The organism is Staphylococcus sp. HMSC056G08 (assembly GCF_001812305.1).
Taxonomy (GTDB): Bacteria; Bacillota; Bacilli; order Staphylococcales; family Staphylococcaceae; genus Staphylococcus; species Staphylococcus simulans.
Genome location: NZ_KV808496.1, coordinates 1,468 through 20,601 on the forward strand (window position 1 = coordinate 1,468; position 19,134 = coordinate 20,601).

13 protein-coding genes are annotated in these 19,134 nt (G+C 35.6%); 8 read left to right on the forward strand and 5 right to left on the reverse strand.

The window, feature by feature from the left end:
• The 3 genes from HMPREF2846_RS08580 to HMPREF2846_RS08590 form a co-directional block, all read right to left on the reverse strand.
• Positions 1-2,572, reverse strand: a 2,572-nt coding sequence (locus tag HMPREF2846_RS08580; RefSeq protein ID WP_070626441.1) for an SdrD B-like domain-containing protein, incomplete at its 3' end; no start/stop codon positions are given.
• 272 nt (positions 2,573-2,844) lie between these two features.
• On the reverse strand, positions 2,845-4,038 hold the full coding sequence (locus tag HMPREF2846_RS08585) for a YSIRK-targeted surface antigen transcriptional regulator (protein WP_070626442.1): 1,194 nt from the start codon (positions 4,036-4,038) through the stop codon (positions 2,845-2,847).
• Positions 4,039-4,566: 528 nt separating this feature from the next.
• Entirely contained in the window at positions 4,567-5,586 is a 1,020-nt protein-coding gene (locus HMPREF2846_RS08590; protein ID WP_070626443.1) for an amidohydrolase family protein, read from the reverse strand.
• A 602-nt stretch (positions 5,587-6,188) separates the two neighbouring features.
• Between HMPREF2846_RS08590 and pgsB the strand changes: the two genes are divergently transcribed.
• From pgsB to HMPREF2846_RS08615, 6 genes are all read left to right on the forward strand, one after another.
• Positions 6,189-7,346 carry a poly-gamma-glutamate synthase PgsB gene (pgsB, locus tag HMPREF2846_RS08595; RefSeq protein WP_002480094.1) on the forward strand — a complete coding sequence of 386 codons (1,158 nt, stop codon included), beginning with the start codon at positions 6,189-6,191 and terminating at the stop codon, positions 7,344-7,346.
• Positions 7,347-7,348: 2 nt separating this feature from the next.
• Entirely contained in the window at positions 7,349-7,801 is a 453-nt protein-coding gene (pgsC, locus tag HMPREF2846_RS08600; protein WP_002480095.1) for a poly-gamma-glutamate biosynthesis protein PgsC, read from the forward strand.
• A 14-nt stretch (positions 7,802-7,815) separates the two neighbouring features.
• Positions 7,816-8,886 carry a CapA family protein gene (locus tag HMPREF2846_RS08605; RefSeq protein WP_070626444.1) on the forward strand — a complete coding sequence of 357 codons (1,071 nt, stop codon included), beginning with the start codon at positions 7,816-7,818 and terminating at the stop codon, positions 8,884-8,886.
• A complete protein-coding gene (locus tag HMPREF2846_RS14425; RefSeq protein WP_002480097.1) occupies positions 8,876-9,052 on the forward strand; it encodes a hypothetical protein in 177 nt (58 codons plus the stop codon). Before HMPREF2846_RS08605 ends, HMPREF2846_RS14425 begins: the two co-directional genes overlap by 11 nt.
• Positions 9,039-10,637, forward strand: coding sequence for a gamma-glutamyltransferase (locus tag HMPREF2846_RS08610; RefSeq protein WP_070626445.1), 1,599 nt, complete (start codon positions 9,039-9,041; stop codon positions 10,635-10,637). The genes HMPREF2846_RS14425 and HMPREF2846_RS08610 overlap by 14 nt, the downstream gene beginning before the upstream one ends.
• A 127-nt stretch (positions 10,638-10,764) precedes the next feature.
• Positions 10,765-13,362, forward strand: coding sequence for a YfhO family protein (locus HMPREF2846_RS08615; protein ID WP_083309992.1), 2,598 nt, complete (start codon positions 10,765-10,767; stop codon positions 13,360-13,362).
• An 82-nt stretch (positions 13,363-13,444) separates the two neighbouring features.
• Here HMPREF2846_RS08615 and HMPREF2846_RS08620 read toward each other — a convergent pair whose 3' ends face one another.
• Complete coding sequence (locus tag HMPREF2846_RS08620) at positions 13,445-14,158, reverse strand: poly-gamma-glutamate hydrolase family protein (RefSeq protein ID WP_083309993.1); 714 nt, start codon at positions 14,156-14,158, stop codon at positions 13,445-13,447.
• Between the two features lie 633 nt (positions 14,159-14,791).
• Here HMPREF2846_RS08620 and nhaC point away from each other — a divergent pair.
• Positions 14,792-16,288: a Na+/H+ antiporter NhaC gene (gene nhaC, locus HMPREF2846_RS08625; protein WP_002480101.1), complete on the forward strand. Its 1,497-nt coding sequence runs from the start codon at positions 14,792-14,794 to the stop codon at positions 16,286-16,288.
• Positions 16,289-16,368: 80 nt separating this feature from the next.
• Here nhaC and HMPREF2846_RS08630 read toward each other — a convergent pair whose 3' ends face one another.
• Entirely contained in the window at positions 16,369-17,202 is an 834-nt protein-coding gene (locus tag HMPREF2846_RS08630) for a sialate O-acetylesterase (RefSeq protein ID WP_070626446.1), read from the reverse strand.
• Between the two features lie 211 nt (positions 17,203-17,413).
• On the opposite strand from HMPREF2846_RS08630, the gene mbcS reads away from it, so the two are divergent.
• On the forward strand, positions 17,414-18,997 hold the full coding sequence (gene mbcS / locus HMPREF2846_RS08635) for an acyl-CoA synthetase MbcS (RefSeq protein WP_070626447.1): 1,584 nt from the start codon (positions 17,414-17,416) through the stop codon (positions 18,995-18,997).
• The last annotated feature ends 137 nt before the right edge of the window (positions 18,998-19,134 follow it).

The following is a 19,134-nucleotide window of genomic DNA, read 5'->3' on the forward strand; positions in this document are numbered from 1 at the left end:
TTTCGTCTGTAACTGTCGTTACTTTTGTACCATCCGGTTTAGTTAATGTGACTGTTACACCTGCAATACCTACTTCATTTGAGTTTTGGATACCGTCTTTGTTGCTGTCTTCCCAGACATAGTCACCTAAGTTGTATGTTGCTGGAACTGGTGTCGGCTCAACTGTTGGTTTGTAGAATCCACTGTCAATTGTGTAATCATCTGCATTATTGATTTTCACTGTGGCTGATGTGCCTTCTGAGTCAAGCGCTCTAGAATTTCCTTGCTCAATTAATGTAGATTTATAACCTTCTGGCGTTTCGAAATCTACTTGGTATTCACCATTTTCTAAGTCTGTAAATTTATATTTACCTTTTTCGTCTGTAACTGTCGTTACTTTTGTACCATCTGGTTTTGTTAATGTGACCGTTACTCCAGCAATTCCTACTTCATTTAAGTTTTGGATACCATCTTTATTGCTGTCTTCCCAGACATAGTCACCTAAATTATATGTCGCTACTACTGGTTTAAAGAATCCAGAATCTATCGTATAATCATCTTCTCCGTTAATCGTTACATATGAAATCAATCCATCAGAGTCCTTTTCACGATTGTTTCCTGATTCTTTAGTTGTTGGAACATAGCCATCTGGTGTTTCAAATACAACAACATACTCACCATTTTTAAGGTTATTAAATAAGTAGTTACCATATTTATCTGTAACTGCTGTTTGAAGTATTTGACCTGCCTTATCTTTTAAAATAACTTTTACGCCTTCAATTGATTTTTCAGTAGATTCTTGAATACCATTTTGATTAATATCTTCCCATACATAATCTCCAATTTTGTAGTTTTCAAGTACACCGTCACCAGTTCCATCACTATATTGAGTCACTACATTAGTGTCATAGTAATAAGTAGCTTCCCTACCATTATAATCCCTGGCATATAATATAGATCTTGTTGTTAAGTTAGAACTGAGTGTCGGGTCAAATTTTGAGTCAACAACTACGACATAAGGATCGCTAATAGCCCCAAAGTTCACCAATAAATTACCATGATTATCTGTGTCCACACGATAATTTGATGTTAAATCTGGATATTTAGAAACATCAAATGCATAGCTGTCTGTTAAATCTGCTTTATTAGGCACTTTATAAATACGAAGTTGTGTATCATCAATTTTTAATAATGCATTACTATCCTTATCCTTGGGTCCTATTCTTAATATAGCTGCAGCTAGATTATTATCCATTGGATTAACATAAATCACTTGTTGGAAATCATTTGTTTTTTGTAAGGCATCTACACTTGTAATTACAGTATCAACAGAAGCTGGATATAAGCCTTTATCATGAGCGTCATAATCATATGTGATTTGCGGGTTATACTTTTCTCCGGCTAAATCATAGTTCAAAGTATATACACCTTTTTTTGTAGCTTTATCCCTGTCAGTAAATTGTGTTAAGTCGAATTTGCCAGAAATATTTTGTTTATCATTAACCCAATCTGTAAATGTGTATTTGAGAAGTTTAGTATTTGTATCATATACACCTATCGCAACAATCATACCCGTTGGTGTGGCTAATACTGTATATGCTTTATCTTCTGCGTTTTTATAATGTAAATCGCCGTTGAATGTCACGTATTCAGGCATTTGTACTGTGAAGTAATCTCCACCTTTAACTTTGTCATCTACTTTATAATCCGCTGTTAAACGGAAATTACCGCCTTGGTTAGGGTCAATTTTTGTTTGGCTAATTTGTGGGTTTGAAACTGTTACTAAGTCATTAACGTTAGAACCCTTTTGATCCGTTGCTACATCTTTCAAATCTTCAGCAGTATAAGCTGCTCCTCGTAATATTTGTGCGTTTTGTGCTGTAGCTTCAATAGTGTCCCTATCTTTATTTTGAGATGATTGCTTTAATAAGTCTGCCGTTACTACTGGAGTTTTTTGCGGTGTAATATCCGCTTCTCCACCCCTTGTTTCAACAACCGGATTAACAGGTTGTGATGCAGTTAATGTTTGAGGTGCTTCTACAGGTTTAATTAATTGTTTTTCTTCTGCTGATTCTTCAAATTTTTGTGGATTGTTTTCAGGTTGTACACCTGTTTCTGGTGCTTCATTAATTGTTGGTGCTGATTCTGTAAGTGGAGTTTTTTCTTCAATAGGATTTTTTTGTTTAGTAGGTGTTGATTCTTTGGTAGGTGTTGATTCTGTAGTTGGTTGTGATACTTTAGGTTCTTTAGAGGTATTCTCTAGTTGTTGTTTTGTATCTGCTTTGTTGTCTATTAGTGTGTCATTTTTAATCGGATCTTTTAGTGTGTCATTATTTAATTGATTTTCAGTGTTATCAATGTTTGCCGGCTGAGCATCTGGTGCCCCTGCATTTTTCGCAGGCTCATCTGGCTGTACTGATGTTGAATCTTTAGCCTGGTTTGATGTCGTTATCTCCTCTACTGCTTTTGCTTCGTGACCAAGACCGAATATTAAGGTAGCACCTACAATAATGGATGCTGTACCAACCGAAAATCGGCGGATTGCATATTTGTTACGGTGCTTTGCCTCAAAATTATTTAGTTGTTTATTCATGTGTTTCTCCTCTCTCTATTTAAGCCGTTCAATGCTTTTATCCCTAATTAGGTATAAAAATTAAGCCGAACCAATCTGTATTGTTCCTGTAGAACGTTGGAGAAGAACTAGTGTTTGAAATAGACAGACTTTCTTCATCCCTGGGGACTCACAAAATGAGTAGGAAACAATAACAAATCAGACGGCTTAATGTGATTATATTTAATTATAGTATTAAAATATTGTATTAAATAATAGAAAGGGTACTTATTACTTTACATATTTTTGTGATATTATACTTTTTTGTTTCTTCTGTACTGTGTAGGTGTCATTTCAAATTCTTTTTTAAATTTCTTACAGAAATGAGAAGAATCTGCATAACCTAACATTTGGGAGATTTCACTGATGTTTAAGTTACGATCTAGTAACTTCTTAGCATCTTCTAGTTTTGACTTAGTAATATACTTTTTAACTGTCATACCAAGTTCATTTTTAAAGTTTAAATTTAAGGTCGTTTGGCTAATGTTAAATTCTTTAGCAATCGACTCTATCGTGATTTCATTGTAAAGATTCTGGTTGATATAGTTGAGAATTGAAGATAAAAATGGGGAGAGCTCTTCATCCACGATTTCACCTATTTTTTGAGTGAAAAATACGATAGCGCCATTTCTGACTTTCATAATTTCCGAAAAGTTTTTAGCGGCTTCATTGTCAATAATCATTTGGTCTCTCGTGCGGGTTGCTTCTAATACATCCATGCCTGATTCTATTGCGAGTTGTGATAATTTTTCAAAAACGATAATCGAATAATTCTTCTCACTACGAATAGAATCTCTTTTGCTTGTTGGCATGATTCCTCCTTCCAAATCTGATAGAGATTTCTTCAACTTTGTTATAGAACCTTGTCTAACTAAATCCATCACTTGCTTTTCATACTTTAATTTATTCTTTTCGTTTTCATTTTCAATAAAAAATAATTTCTCTAACCCAGCGTCGTCTAACATTTTCTGCAACTTTTCTACATAGCTATGTATAGGCTCAAAAGTCGGGTCTGATTGACGATCTAATGTAAAAAGATAGTGCACTAATTTAATAATGTCTCTAATGTCTTCTAGAGAATAGAGCTTTATTTCTGGTGCATAATCATTGATTGCCTTTTTAAATTTAATGCTGATGTTTTGTTGTTTTAAAAAGTGTGTAAAGAAGTCGTCCGGTGGTAAACAATGGACATTAAACGGACCAAACAGATAATGCTTGTCCTCAAAGTTATGAAGTAGAAATACTTCATTCATGGCACCTGTTAAAATATAGTAATTATGCCTTTTCTTTTCATCTTCAACAGATTTAATAAGATCTAGTTCGTTATATTGCGGGCTTATCATTTTCTTCGATGTATACTCCTGTATCTCATTCAGATTAGAATCGTATGCTTTAACATTGATACCTAAACATACATGAAGCGATTTTAATATTGCTTTTTCTTTCATTTCTAATCAAAGACCTCCTAGTTGTTACGAAGTTTCTCTTGCCTCACATTAATATCATAATAGCAAATCGAAATATTTAATTGTACATATTATAAAACATTGTATGTTTAAAACATACAATCGCTCACAAGTTGTATTTTAACAATACTGTCATTACAACCTTATCGCAAGCAAACGTTTTCTTTAAATTATCAATAACCTTTCTAAATCTTAAATATGTTTATCATTAATCTTAAATTATTTGATTAAAACAAATAAGTATAACTTTAAATTATTATAGACGAACATAAAAAGTAGAGCCTGTCAGAAATAGAGGCTCTACTTATATCTTTACGGAATATAGATGTCATTATTTACGTAAATTCAAACGCTTTTTTATTATACTTGATTTGTCAAGTATACTTTATTTCATAGACAATAAATACCTGAATGTTTCACGTCAAACCAAATCAACTTTACCTGATCTTTTCATCAAATGTTCAAACTTATTGTACTTATTTTTGCATTATATAACATAATGCAGTTTATTTAATCTTGCTCTGTATCAATGTTAAATAAACGTTCCGCATTTTGATAAGCAATTTTAGCTTGTTCTGTTGGTGTGAGATTCAATTCATCTAAGAATGTCGTTAATCCCTCTGGTTTTATATACGGGTAATCCGATGCATATAAGATACGATCAATACCGAAATAGTGACGTATCATTTCAAATTGAGGTTTCGATAACATCCCACTCGGCGTGATGTAGAAGTTATTTTTAAAATACGTACTGATAGGTTGTTTTAAATGCTCTGATATGATTGCTTGATCCATACGTTCTAAGAAGAACGGCACAAACTCTCCCCAATGGCCGAGGATGATTTGTAGATTCGGATAACGGTCTAATAATCCTGAAAGCACTAATCTAACCGCATGAACCCCTGTCTCCATATGCCAACCATAGCCAAATGACGCAAATATTGATGCAGTAACGTCATCATAGCTTGAGCTATTATAATAAGCTTGGTAGACTTCAGACTTAATCGGTGCTGGATGTAAGTAAATTGGTACGTTTAATTCTGCAGCCGCTTCAAATATCCCCTCATACTTCGGATGATCCAAGAACGTACCGTCATCTCCTCTTCCTGCAATCAACGCACCTTTAAGTCCTAGTTCTTTTGCACTTCTTCTTAATTCTTGTGCTGCTGCTTCTGGTTCATTAATCGGCAATACCGCCAAGCCTTGAAAACGTGTCGGACGTAAGTCCACATACTCTCCTAACACATCATTACATAACTGACATAATTCAATTCCTGCCTGTCCTATTAAGAGTGAAGGTGCTTCTTTACCATAAGATAAAACCTGCATACGTACGTTATTGTCATTCATAAATTTCATACGCGTTTTATGTTGGTCTAGATCATCTTCACCATGAAAGTCAGTCTTTTCTTCTAAAGCTGAAAGCATTGTTTCTAACGGAACACCTTTAGGATCTTTCGAAACTAAATTCCTCACCTTTTCTTGTACATCTGTCAGTATATAGTGTTCTTCAACCAAAATCGTTTCCATTTTTTCTTCCTTCTCTCTTCTATATCGTTAATAATCTTTTCCCGAGTTACCTTACATATATGCGATAAGCTTTTCAATAGTTCATTCTAAGCTGGGTTGTCTCAAAATAAATTCCCATAAGATTATCTTACTTAACATAGTAGTTAATTTTCATAAACTTTCCATTTTCAATGGTAAATGCCATCTCCAACTTACAAAATTTTCTATATCATACATCGCCGCATTAAGCTTGATACATTTAAAATAGTTCCGTTTTTGTGTAATTATAAATTGATACATATAAACTAATTTTTAGATTTTAATGGTAATAATTAATAATATTACATATATTACAAATATTACCGTTGTTAAACAATAATGGAGACCTTTATAAAGTGAGACCTATCAACTTTTTCCTGAGTTTTTATAGTGCCTGTTATAAAATTGTCACATTTGCCTGTATATTATGACATTTTAATTATTTAATGCTAATTGATAGGTTTTAACTAAAATATATTACATTTTTCTAACAAATAATAAACATTCTTACATTTTAGTAAAATTATATTTTTTAATATTTGATATGTTAATCTGTTCGGGGATAAAAAAACGAGGTGAAAATTTTGTTATTAGTAATCATATTTTCCGCATTGATTTTAGTACTTGGCATTCGTGAAATGCATGTACATAGAAAACGTATCAAACAGATTCCGATACGTATCAACATTAACGGTATTCGCGGTAAGTCCACCATTACTCGATTAATCTACGGCATCTTACGAGAAGATAACTACCAAGTTATTGGTAAAACAACAGGAACTGATGCCCGAATGCTGTATTGGTTTGATGAAGAAGAATATCCAGTCGTTCGTAAACCTCAAGGTCCGAACATCGGAGAGCAAAAGGATATTTTGCAGAATGTCATCGACAACAAAGGTAAAGCCATCGTCAATGAATGTATGGCCGTCAATCCAGACTATCAAATCGTCTTTCAAGAAAAGCTGTTAAAGGCGAATGTGGGTGTCATCGTCAATGTCATGGAAGACCATATGGAAACTTTAGGTCCGACATTAGATGAAGTGGCAGAAGCATTTACCGCAACCATTCCTTATAACGGAAAACTTGTCATCATGAAAGACGATTACACAGACTTCTTTAAGAAAGTCGCAGATAAACGCAACACTGAAACGATTGTCGTGGACAGAGATAAAGTTGAAGAAGATTTACTTCGAAAATTCGACTATATCGTCTTCCCTGACAATGTCGCGATTGCGATGGGTGTCGCAAAAGCAATCGGCGCCAATCCAGATGTCGCAATTGAAGGTATGTTGAACGCACCGCCTGATAGTGGCGCAGTACATATACACTACTATCATAAGAACGATACTAAGAACATCTTCGTTAATGCCTTCGCCGCAAACGAACCTCAGTCATCTAAAGCGATTCTCCAAAAAGTAATCGACTACAAATATCCCTATGAAAAAAAAGTCATTATTTTGAATTGTCGTGGTGACCGTTTAGATAGAACAAAACTCTTTGCTGAAGATTTCATTACTGACGTAGACTTCGACACGTTGATTTGTGTCGGCAAGAGTACGCAGCTTGTGACAGAAGTCATGAAATCTCAACCAGATAAAAAATACTTGAACTTTGAAGGAAGACCTTTCGAAGAAGTAGAACAAGCAATCTATGAGGAATCCAAATCGGCACTGGTATTTTGTGTCGGCAATATTCATGGTAACGGCAAGAAAGTCGTGAATTTATTAGAAGGGATGGATTAATTTTGGTAGGTTCAGAGCTGTATTTCTCATTATTTGTAGGTATCGTACTCAGCTTGATATTCGCTGAGAAATTCGGTATCAATCCTGCAGGGCTCGTAGTACCTGGTTATTTAGCTTTAATATTTGATCAACCTATTATGTTGCTGTCAGTACTGATTATCAGCTGTCTGACATACTTCATTGTGGCACACGGTATTAGTAAAGTTGCTTTACTTTATGGACGTAGAAAGTTCGCCGCAATGATTTTAACCGGCATGATTATAAAATTCGTTTTTGACTTGATATATCCACTGACCCCCTTTGAGGTCGTGCAGATATCCGGTATCGGTATTGTCATTCCAGGCATTATCGCGAATACCATTCAAAAACAAGGTACAATCACTACGTTAGCTTCATGTATGCTGCTGACTTGTATCACGTACGTCGTGTTATTCGCATATAGCTTTATCAAATAAGAAGGAGTTAGAGTATGGCTAACAAGCAACGTTTCAATATAGAGAATTGGATTTTAAAGAAATCCAAAAATCAAAAGAAGCATAATTCTAAATACATGTTAGTTGTGTCTATCGTTGCGCTGATACTACTCATAACGCTCATGGCCACTGCTAAAACACATAAGGTCGATGTCTTCGCTAAACATAAAGATGATATTCACTTAGCTTACTTTGGTAATGTCAATTTGAATAAATACATCAGACAAAGTGACTTAGATGATATGTTCGACCCCATTCACAGCATCATTAAAGAAAGTGATTATGCTTCAACTAGCTTGAATATCAATCGCGTATCTAAAAATCCATCTAAGAACGTCAAAAAGAACTTAGATAATATCGCATTTATGAAATCACTTGGCTTTACAAATCTTAATTTGACCAACAACGCAGTAGACCTCGCAGATATGAAACAAATTGAAAAACAAGCCAATCAAAAATACGGTTATAACTTTTTAACCGGTAATGGTTCAAACCCATTAAACAGTAAAGTATCTCATAAGACGATTCATGGTAAGAAAATTGCGACTGTGTCATTTACAGACATCAACTCAAAATATACGAATGCGAATAAAGCCACAACATCTATCGCTTTAGATCCGAAAATCTTTGTTCCATTAGTGAAAAAACTTAAAGAAGAAAGTGACATGGTTGTTGTCAATGTAGACTGGGGTATTCCAGATGAACCCCATGTCACAAGCCGTCAGAAGACTTACGGTCACGCCCTAGCAGAAGCAGGTGCTGATGTGGTCTTAGGCCATAATACAGTGATTCAAAAAATTGAAGAACATCAAAATACACCAATCTTCTACAGTTTAGGTAATGTCACTTCAGATGATTTCTTATCTGAGAATAAAAAAGGCTTAGCGGTTCAACAATCATGGGATGGAAATCGCAGTGACTTCATGATTACACCGATTAAGACTTCCGGAGATAAAATCACCAAAGATAATATGAACGTCATAGAAAAAACAAAACTAAAAAATCGTATTTCTCACCCATCCATCAAACTTAAAGATACTAAAGGAGGCTACTATTATGAAAATTAAGAATTACTTATTATATGCGGCTATTGTATTGATCATCGCCAGCATTTTCTTAATGATTATTCTCAGCAATGCGAATGAACCTTTAGATAAATATGAAAAGCATGATTTAAAAACTGAAAAACACGTGTCTTTCAATGGAGGTCATACCTTCCATGAACATTTATAGTAAAAAGGTACTGACAGTTATATTTATCATCACATTGCTGGTATCTACTGTCTTCTACTTTGTAAATAAAGAAGACCAAGTCGATAAAGATGAACTTTATGAAAATAAATTAGCCTCTCAAAATCATAAAGACGCTAAAAAGAAATACGGTGTCGCAACGAACAATAAAATTGCGAGAGCTGTCGGAAATAAAATTATTCAAGAAGGCGGAAACTCAGCCGACGCAGCTTACGGTGTTGCTTATACTTTAGCAGTTACTGAACCTTACGCTGCAGGACTCGGCGGTGAAGGTACGTCATTGACGTATGATGGAAAAAAGGGGTCCAAACCTACTGTCTATGACTACAACACAGTTTCTGGCTATAACTATCAAAAAGGCGACGAAGTCGGTGTACCTGGTTTTGTTCAAGGTATGCATGACATGCACGAAAAAGAAGGTCATATGAGTGAAAAGAAAATCTTAAACTATGTTATTCCACTTGCTGAGGACGGATTCCAAGTCAACACTGACCTTGCAAAACTCCTTTCTAAATATAGTGGGAACTTAGATAACAACTCACCTTTCTTTAAAAAGGAAGACCAAGTCGTACAAAATGGCGACGTCGTTAAACAAGAAGCTTTAGCTAAAACATTAAAGGGGATCAGAGATCACGGTCCAGATTATTTCTATAAAACACAAGGACCAAGCATTGCTAAACAAAGCGGGAGTCATTTAAGCGTGAAAGATTTCACTGACTATAAAACACAAACGAAACAACCACTTTCAACTAATTATCTGAATAACCAAGTCTATACGTCACCTAACCCAACCAGCGGTATGCTGACACTTCAAGGTCTGAAAATTGATCAGTCTATCAATGGTAACTTAGGTGAAGAAAAACGAAATGACTTTATTGAAAGTGTTATCGAAGCAAGAAATGTAAACTTTAAAAATAGATATTTAATCAATGATCAAGCAAAAAATGACACTAAACATACAGGAGATCATTATTTATTAAAACGTGCTGAAAAGTACAAGAACATTAAAAATCAATTCGGTTTACAAGGACAAGTGAATACAGCTGGTTCACACTTTGTAGTTGTTGATAAACAAGGCCGCATGACAAGCTCAACAAACACACTCAACAACTTCTTCGGTTCTGGCGCTTATACGAAGCAAGGTTTCTTTATGAACAATGCTTTAAAACGTTTCTCAGATTCACCAGATAGTGATAACCACGGTGACAAACATAAATCACCGCGTTCATTCATCTCACCTACCATTGTGGTTGGTAAAGATTATTACTTCGGCGGCGGTACACCAGGTGGTAATAAAGTACCGACTCTTATGCAAGAAAACTTATCTAATTACTTACGCGGTAAAGATTCACTGCAAGAAACAATTGATAAGCCGCGCTTCTATAATGACGGCAAAGATGTCTATTATGAAGACGGCATGAGCGACCAAGACCTTAAGACGATTAAAGACTTAGGTTACAATCCTAAAAACAGCGCAGACAATCCAAACTTCGGCAGTTTCCAAGGTGCAACTTACTTCAAGAAAGACAAGAAAACAGAAACAGAACATGATGTTGAAGTAAGATAGTGTGAATTTATTACTGTATCAATTGTAAAGTTAAACCCATCACAAACAAGGGACTGAGATGACGACATAAAAGTTATCTCAGTCCTCATTTCTTTAAAAATCTACTTACTAAAGGAGGCTGAACATAATGCGAGGCGATCATCCTATGCTCAAACGTTTTCTATTGATTTTACTTTTGAGTATTGCACTAACTACACTAGTTTTTATTCCTTTCTTTATGAATGCGGCAAAAGGCATTGCGTTCATTAGTAAAGGCGATGGGTTTTCACAGTTAGTTCCTTTCCAAAAGTATTTATATCATCAATACACACACTTCAGAAGTTTTTATGATGTTTCATTCGGCTTAGGCGGAGATTATACAAAAGGCTTATCTTATTACTACGCAACCTCACCTTTATTATTGCTATACTTCGGTATCGTCTATATTGGTGAACAACTCTTTAATCTGCCTGCGCACAGTATACAATTTTGGGCTGCCAACCAGATTTTCTTGAGTTATATTCGTGTAGTATTCACAGTCTTAACAAGTATCTATTTCTTTAGATACCTTAATTCCAACCGTTTCTTCGTCATACTCGCAACGTTAATGTATGCAATTTCTGTAGTGACGATTTACTTTAACTTTACCTGGTCATTTTATGGTGACGTACTAATCTTGTTGCCGTTATCGTTATTAGGCTTAGAACGTTTCTTTCAAGCGCGCAAAATCGGTTTATTTATCTTTGCGATTGCGGTCACGTTATTCTCTAATTTCTACTTCAGTTATTATGAGTTTATTATTCTAAGCTTTTATACTTTATATCGCATTATTTGGCCATACCATAAAGACATTGTCCAACGCGTACAGAAGCTTTATCTTTTAATTATTGCGGCAGTACTCAGTTTAATGATCGCAAGTCTCGGTTTTTATACAGGCGTTTCAGCAGTTATGGCTAATGACCGTCAAATCAATCCAAACTTAACACTTTCATTACTCATTGATTTCAAAGAAAAATATCATATGTTTTCTGACGGCTTTTACATCACAATTTCAACACTGACATTCATCGCCTTATTTGCATTTAGATTATATAAGCATTATTTCTATCGCTTATTTGCGATTTTAACTTGGATTATGCTGATAGGATCACTAACACCTTATTTCGATAGTTTCTTTAATGGCTTTTCATTGCCTGCACGCAGATGGGTATATATTTTAGGACTTTCATCCAGTGTCTTGATTGCGTTATTCTTACTTCATCTTTCTGAAGTCTCTATCAAGCAATACCTATATACAGCCCTTGGCTGTGTCGTTGTCATGCTATATATGTATACACAATACGACGGTAATAATACATGGATGTGGGTCACACTGGTATTAATGATTTTCCTATTTATTTGTTTGTATCAACCACACTTGTTGAAGCGAAAAGCCACCTACATCGCAATTGTTTTACTGGTATTCATTCAACAATTGGTAATGATACAAAATTATCATGATACACATATGTCTATTTATGAACGTCCGATTGCTTCTATGAAAGAAGACAATTACAACAATGCTAAACTGCAACATAAATTTGATCAGTTGCAACGAGAGAAAGATCCATTCAGTCGTATTGAATATCTCTCATTCCCTGCACAAAATTCGCCTTTAATTTATGGCTTTAGAGGAATCGCATTATATTCTAGTCTGTTTAATGGAGATATTTTAAATTACTATGATAAAACAATGCAGATTGCACAGCCGATTGATAAAAATAGTAACTATCGCTTTTTAGGTAATCGCGCGAACTTAATGGCATTGTGGAACGTACAAGACCGCTTCAAAAACCCAATCGACCACAACCGCCCTTATGGTTTTGAACCGCAATCCACAATTAAAGGAAAGAAAAATAAATACGAACATTCAGCATCAACGATTGATTACCCTGCTACCCACATCACAGATAAAGTCTATGATAATAAAAAATTAAAAACACCAATTGAGAAAGAGCATGCGATGTTAAAAGGTGTCGTCTTAGATGACGCTACGCCAGCGACTCACAAAACAGAACATAACATCAACTACAAAGAACAAATCCAAGAAGAAGCTGATGATGCGCGTTGGAATAAAACAGACGAAACCTTAAAAGTTAAAGAGAAAAATGGCGGTATTGATTATACCCTTCCAAAATCAATGACTGATAAATATAAAGATTTATATTTTGAAATTGAACTTGAGTTACAGTCACCAGATAAACCACACCGAGTTAAACTAAATGAATTCACGCAAAACCGCAGTTCACTCGGTTACTCTTATCGTCGTGTGGTTAATCCATTAACTATTCGTATCAAAGCCGATGATAAAGTGCGATTAAACTTACCTAAAGGCAATTACCGTTATAAACTTAAAGGTGTCTACGGTGAAGATTATCAAGCGTTGAAAACTACATCACGCTCAGTTGACCGTGTCAAAATCAAACCTACATCTCACGGCTATACCTTTACAAAACAACCACAAGATTATGGTTATTTAGTCATCCCGACACCGTACGAAAAAGGTATGCATGCGACAATTGATGGTAAAGAAGCAGAAGTGAAAAAAGGTAATGGTATTGAAACAGTCATTCCTGTTAAAAAAGGTCAAAAACACATTCAGCTTTCTTACACACCACCTTATCTTTATCCACTATTATTCCTTAGTGGTATTGGACTGATTCTGGCTATCGGCTTTACTTGGTTTGTTCGTCATAAAACTAAATAACTTCATTTAATATCAAATGATTCACTAAAGAAGCAGCGGCCTAAAAGGTGCCGCTGCTTCTTTATACATATTCATTAACTTTTTAAGACTCATTCAAAGCGCTATTAATACTGTCAGTGAATGCAGACATACGGTCTGTCCAATTCGCTGGATTTTCACGGCTTGGACGAGATGCATCGCTATTTTTAAAGAATTGGTTCGCAAATTGATTATTCAACTCAATTTGCACCCCTGCTTTTTGTTGGTTTTGATTCGTAATATTATTTAAATTACGCCCTGCAATATTACCTGTCGCTTCTGTGACATCAAAACCTTCTGATCTTAACGACGTAGTGATGCGTTCACGTAAAGCATCATCTCGTCCTCCTACATAGATATCATTACCAGAACGTGCTGTTTTATGAATAGTCACTGTATTTTTCGACTCATGAACCATGGCTTGTGCTTTAGGTTCATCATAATTTGCGGATGTGACATGCAGTTCTTTATTATTTATTGGACGAATACCTTTAAATGTGTAGTAACTCGCATTATTTTTATTTGCGATTTCATAAGCAATTTCACTTGTACCTGGTTCAATGCCACCGCCATGGGGTGCAACAATCAGTGTTTCATTTGTGCCCTTACTTGTTTTGATCGTCCAATCTTTACCCTCTTGTGTAGCCTCTTGCAGTTGCGTCATCGATTGATATTTATCTGAAGCACTGAACGTTACTGGAGATAATGTCAACAAACTAACCATAGCTATCGAAACCACACTCGCTGAAATCAATATCGGATTCTTTATCTTTCTCATTCTAAAACACCTCTTTTTATCGCTCTTTCTATATAATTATCTCCTTTCCTAAGTTCACTTAATTTCCGCTTTAAGCTTATCCATACTTATTAATCCCTTTAGTAACAGTGTAACCTTCTTGAAATAATTTAATCATATTTTTTGTGAAAACATTATAATCTTAATTAAATATTAAATCCGGTAAAGCAATTGAGCAAAATAAAATTTAGCATGGCTTTTTTAACACAGTTAATTTTCTCAAGCTAGTTTAACCTTAACATTTTATCCTACATTTTTATGCAATTTGCTTTAAATTTATAATTTAGGGGTAGTAATAACTAATGACATATCTCCTGTGATTCACTTCATTAAAATGCTGCTGCGTTAATCGACGATTTCGCAACTGCATTTTAAATTTTTTTAATTTTTTTCGATACTTAAATTATCGGTAAAATGAATGTGTAATTTAAGTTATCAGAATTATCAAAACAGTTGGTATGACTTACTTTGTAGCACTTTCTGAAATGACATTGTATTTTCAGAAAAGACAAAAAGAGGGTGAATTTGAACATTTTGTCTGTCAATTGTTTGTTGGAAGCGATTTCATTTTTATGTATTATGACACTAAAGATATAAAAAGGGGCTGGTTTATATATGCAAGGAGAAGAGAAAAATGGGCAAAACGTAGAACAACAAGCACAAAATGAAAAGAAACCAAAAGCCATAGGAATTTGGCCGTCATTATTTACATTGGGGTTAATGATAGCGGTCATGTTATTTACAGTCGCAGTATTAAAGAAAGAACCACATATTCCACTGATGATTGGGACAGCAGTGGCTATCGGGGTTACAATGTTGCATGGCTATAAGTTCGACGATGTCGAGCAGATGATGTATAAGGGGATTAGACATGCATTACCTGCGATTGTCATCATTATTTTAGTCGGATTGATTATCGGATCATGGATTGGCAGCGGTGTCGTTGCGACAATGATTTATTATGGTCTACAGTTGATTGATCCACGTTTCTTCTTAGCAGTAGTCGTCTTACTGTGTGGTATTGTCGCATTAGCAATCGGAAGTTCTTGGTCTACCATGGCAACTGTGGGGGTTGCTTCAATGGGGATTGGAATGAGTATGGGAATCAATCCAGGTATGGTAGCAGGCGCTGTCATCTCAGGCTCATATTTTGGAGATAAAATGAGTCCGCTCTCTGATACAACAAACTTAGCATCAGGATTAACAAAAGTAGATTTATTCGAACATATTAAACATATGACTTATACAACAATCCCAGCACTTGTGATTTCACTCATCGCATTCTTTATTATTGGGATGCAGTATGGTAATCGTAATTTCGACGCTAAAAATATTGAGAAAATTCTATCAACGATGCAGAATGAATTTGTGATTTCACCTTGGTTATTGTTAATTCCTTTAGCTGTTATTGTATTAGTAATGTTTAAAGTACCTGCCATTCCTGCCATTTGTGCTGGTATTATCTTAGGATTCTTCGCACAAATTTTTGTACAAGGCGGTTCTTTAACAGAAGCACTGACTGCACTTCAAACAGGTTATACAATGGAATCAGGCAATAAGATGGTGGATGAGTTATTTAACCGTGGTGGTTTAGAATCTATGTTCTATACAATCTCACTGACACTCGTCGCAATGACATTCGGTGGTGTCTTAGAATATTCAGGTATGTTAGATTCACTCATTAGCATCATCTTACGTTGGGCAAAGAATACAGGTTCATTATTAACATCAGTGATTCTATCTTGCATCGGTACAAACTTCACATGTTCTGAACAATATATTTCTATTATCGTACCAGGACGTATGTATGCACAAACTTTTGCGGATAAAGGTTTACATCCTAAGAACTTATCACGTGCGTTAGAGGATGGCGGTACACTGACTTCTGTCTTCGTACCATGGAACACATGTGGTGTGTTTATCGCATCAACATTAGGTGTCGGCGTAATGCAGTATGCGCCATTCGCATTCTTAAACTTCTTAGTACCAATCATTTCTATTATCTTCGCATACACAGGATATAAGATTGTGAAGTTGCCGAAAGATAAACGTGAAGGTGTGAAAGCTAGAAAAAAGAAAGCCACTTTGCCTAACGATACGAACTTAGCATAAAAATTATTTGAATTTTTAGAAATCTAATAACAGATAGTTTAACACCCTCGTGTTGATGACACGAGGGTGCATTCTGTTTTCTATGATTTAAGACGTTCGCTAAACGTTTCAAATGATATTTGACCTGTCGCTAACTTTTCATATTCAACACGCATTTGTTCATTTTTAGATAGCGGACGTTCATATAAGGCTTCAACACATGTCGCTTCGTCTTTTAACGGTTCGTATAATGACGTTAACGTTTTAAACACTTCATAATAACGCAAGCCGAATCTTCTTAATGATTGTGCATTAAAATGAATACCGTCTGGATTCATTGTTAACCCTTTTGAAGTGACAAAGTATGTGTCTGGTACTTGTTGCGGCATAGTTTGTAAAATATGGTTGATTTCTGCATGTTGTGTCAAAGTACGACTGAAACCTTCTGCATGTGTTAAATGATCTAACCCACCTATGATGAAAGGTACATGAGGCAGATCAAGTTCCTTTCTAACATGTGCAATCACATTTTTTAATTGTGATTGATACACTTGATATAAATCATGATTACAGTCGTTTTCACCTTGGTGCCATAAGATACCGATAATTTCACTCGTTTCTTGCGCAAAACGTGCTTCAGAAAGTGCATGGCGCATGAGTACACTTCCGGGTTGCCATTCTGAAATAGCGCTGCCGCCTTCAGCACAAGGGATTAAGCCGATAGATTCATTGGGATGGTCGATTGACCAAGCTTGCGCAAACGCACTCGCCAAACCGACACCTGCTAAATGTCTATCAGCGTGAATCGGTTCACCCATCATTTGCCATCTGCCATTTCGCAAGACATTGATATGTTCATTAATAATGGCTGGAACTTCATTTAGAAAGCCTCTGCCTGCCATATTGGATTGGCCCAATAAAAGAATGGATTTCATCTTGATACCTGCTTTCTATAATTTGATTCAGTTTCATTATAACAAGTATTTCTATTCTTTAAGTAGAATTAATTTTTAAAAGAAAACGTTTTCCTTAATAATTTAAACCGCTTCGCTTATCTTATAAGTTGAGGATTGATAGAATGGAGTGGTATTCTATTTTCAAAATAAAATAACAGAACGTGCTTTTAGTGTTAGGAGGAGTAAAAGAATGAATAAACCCCATTTAGTGGCACCTGAAGATTTCAATATTGTCTCTGAGATTGAGAAGTACGCAAAAGATAAATCAAAAGTTGCGATCATCTTTGAAGATAATGCAGGTGGAACAACAGAAGTAACTTATGATGAATTAATTCGCAGCGCAAATCGCATTGGTAATTTATTTAAACAACATGGTTTGCGTAAAGGCGATACATTACTCATTAAAATGGAACGCAGTATTGAAACATATGAAGTTTATATTGCGGCATTGAAATTAGGTGTCGCTTTAATCCCAGCATCTGAAATGTTAAGAACGAAAGACTTGCAGTACCGTATTACACACGGTGAAGTCGATGCAGTCTTGTCTATTGCGTCAGGGGCAGATGAATTTGAAGGCGTAAAAGAATATGATGACTTAACAAAATTCATTATTGGGGATACTAAAGAAGATTGGATTAATGTCGAAGAAGGCAAAAAAGAAATGAGTGAGGAATTAGACATCACACCGACAAAACGTGATGACGTCGCTTTCTTACCTTATACATCAGGTACAACAGGCAATCCTAAAGCTGTTGTACACTCACATGGCTGGGGTTACGCACATATGCAGATGGCACCGAAACATTGGTTGAACATCAGTGAAGGTGACATTGTATGGGCCACTGCCGCACCTGGTTGGCAAAAATGGGTATGGAGTCCATTCCTATCTACAATGACATCCGGCGCAACAGCCTTTGTGTTTAATGGTCGCTTCAACGGCACAGTCTATTTAGAATTACTCGAAAAATACAAAATCAACGTACTTTGCTGTACGCCGACTGAGTACCGTATTATGGCCAAGCTCCAAGATTTAGGTAGTTATGACCTATCTCATCTTCATGACGCTGTATCAGCCGGAGAACCTTTAAACCAAGAAGTTGTTGAGAAATTCCAAGATACTTTCAATATCACAGTGCGTGACGGTTATGGTCAAACAGAAAGTACTTTGGTAATCGGTTTATTAAAAGATGTTAAAGGTAAACCAGGTTCTATGGGTAAAGCTATCCCTGGCAGTGAAGTCACTATTATTGACGATGAAGGTAACTTAGCTGAAGTCGGAGAAGTCGGCAATATCGCTGTTCCAGTCGATTTACCTGCATTGTTCAAAGGTTACTTCAAAGAGCCTGAACGTACACAAGAACGTATCGTCGGCAACTATTTCATGTCAGGCGACTTAGCTAAAGTTGATGAAGATGGCTACTTCTGGTTCGAAGGCCGTAAAGACGATATCATTATCAGCTCTGGTTACACAATCGGACCATTCGAAGTGGAAGATTCATTAACGAAACACCCTGCAGTTAAAGAATGTGCAGTGGTCGCAAGCCCACATGAATTACGTGGTAATATCGTAAAATCCTTCATTATCTTACAAGATGGCTATGAACCAAGTGATGACTTAGTGAAAGAACTTCAAAATTATGTCAAGTACGATGTCGCACCTTATAAATATCCACGTGCGATTGAATTTGTTGAAGAATTACCAAAAACTAATTCAGGTAAAATCCGTCGTGTTGAATTACGTGAAGCAGAAATCGAAAAATACAATAAAAAATAAAAGCAATACACCCTACATCCCTGTCATTCGGCGGGGATGTTTTCATGTTATAAGGATGAAGGAAAGAGAAAATATACTTTTTATTTCCTGGGTTATAGCAATCAAAAAAGGCTCTATACTATTTAGGACTGGTGATA

Bases quoted from the DNA above. Each gene is read 5' to 3' on its own strand.
- HMPREF2846_RS08585 (WP_070626442.1), bottom strand. From the start codon at position 4,038: ATGAAAGAAAAAGCAATATTAAAATCGCTTCATGTATGTTTAGGTATC.
- HMPREF2846_RS08590 (WP_070626443.1), bottom strand. From the start codon at position 5,586: ATGGAAACGATTTTGGTTGAAGAACACTATATACTGACAGATGTACAA.
- HMPREF2846_RS08605 (WP_070626444.1), top strand. From the start codon at position 7,816: ATGGCTAACAAGCAACGTTTCAATATAGAGAATTGGATTTTAAAGAAA.
- HMPREF2846_RS14425 (WP_002480097.1), top strand. From the start codon at position 8,876: ATGAAAATTAAGAATTACTTATTATATGCGGCTATTGTATTGATCATC.
- HMPREF2846_RS08610 (WP_070626445.1), top strand. From the start codon at position 9,039: ATGAACATTTATAGTAAAAAGGTACTGACAGTTATATTTATCATCACA.
- HMPREF2846_RS08615 (WP_083309992.1), top strand. From the start codon at position 10,765: ATGCGAGGCGATCATCCTATGCTCAAACGTTTTCTATTGATTTTACTT.
- HMPREF2846_RS08620 (WP_083309993.1), bottom strand. From the start codon at position 14,158: ATGAGAAAGATAAAGAATCCGATATTGATTTCAGCGAGTGTGGTTTCG.
- nhaC (WP_002480101.1), top strand. From the start codon at position 14,792: ATGCAAGGAGAAGAGAAAAATGGGCAAAACGTAGAACAACAAGCACAA.
- HMPREF2846_RS08630 (WP_070626446.1), bottom strand. From the start codon at position 17,202: ATGAAATCCATTCTTTTATTGGGCCAATCCAATATGGCAGGCAGAGGC.
- mbcS (WP_070626447.1), top strand. From the start codon at position 17,414: ATGAATAAACCCCATTTAGTGGCACCTGAAGATTTCAATATTGTCTCT.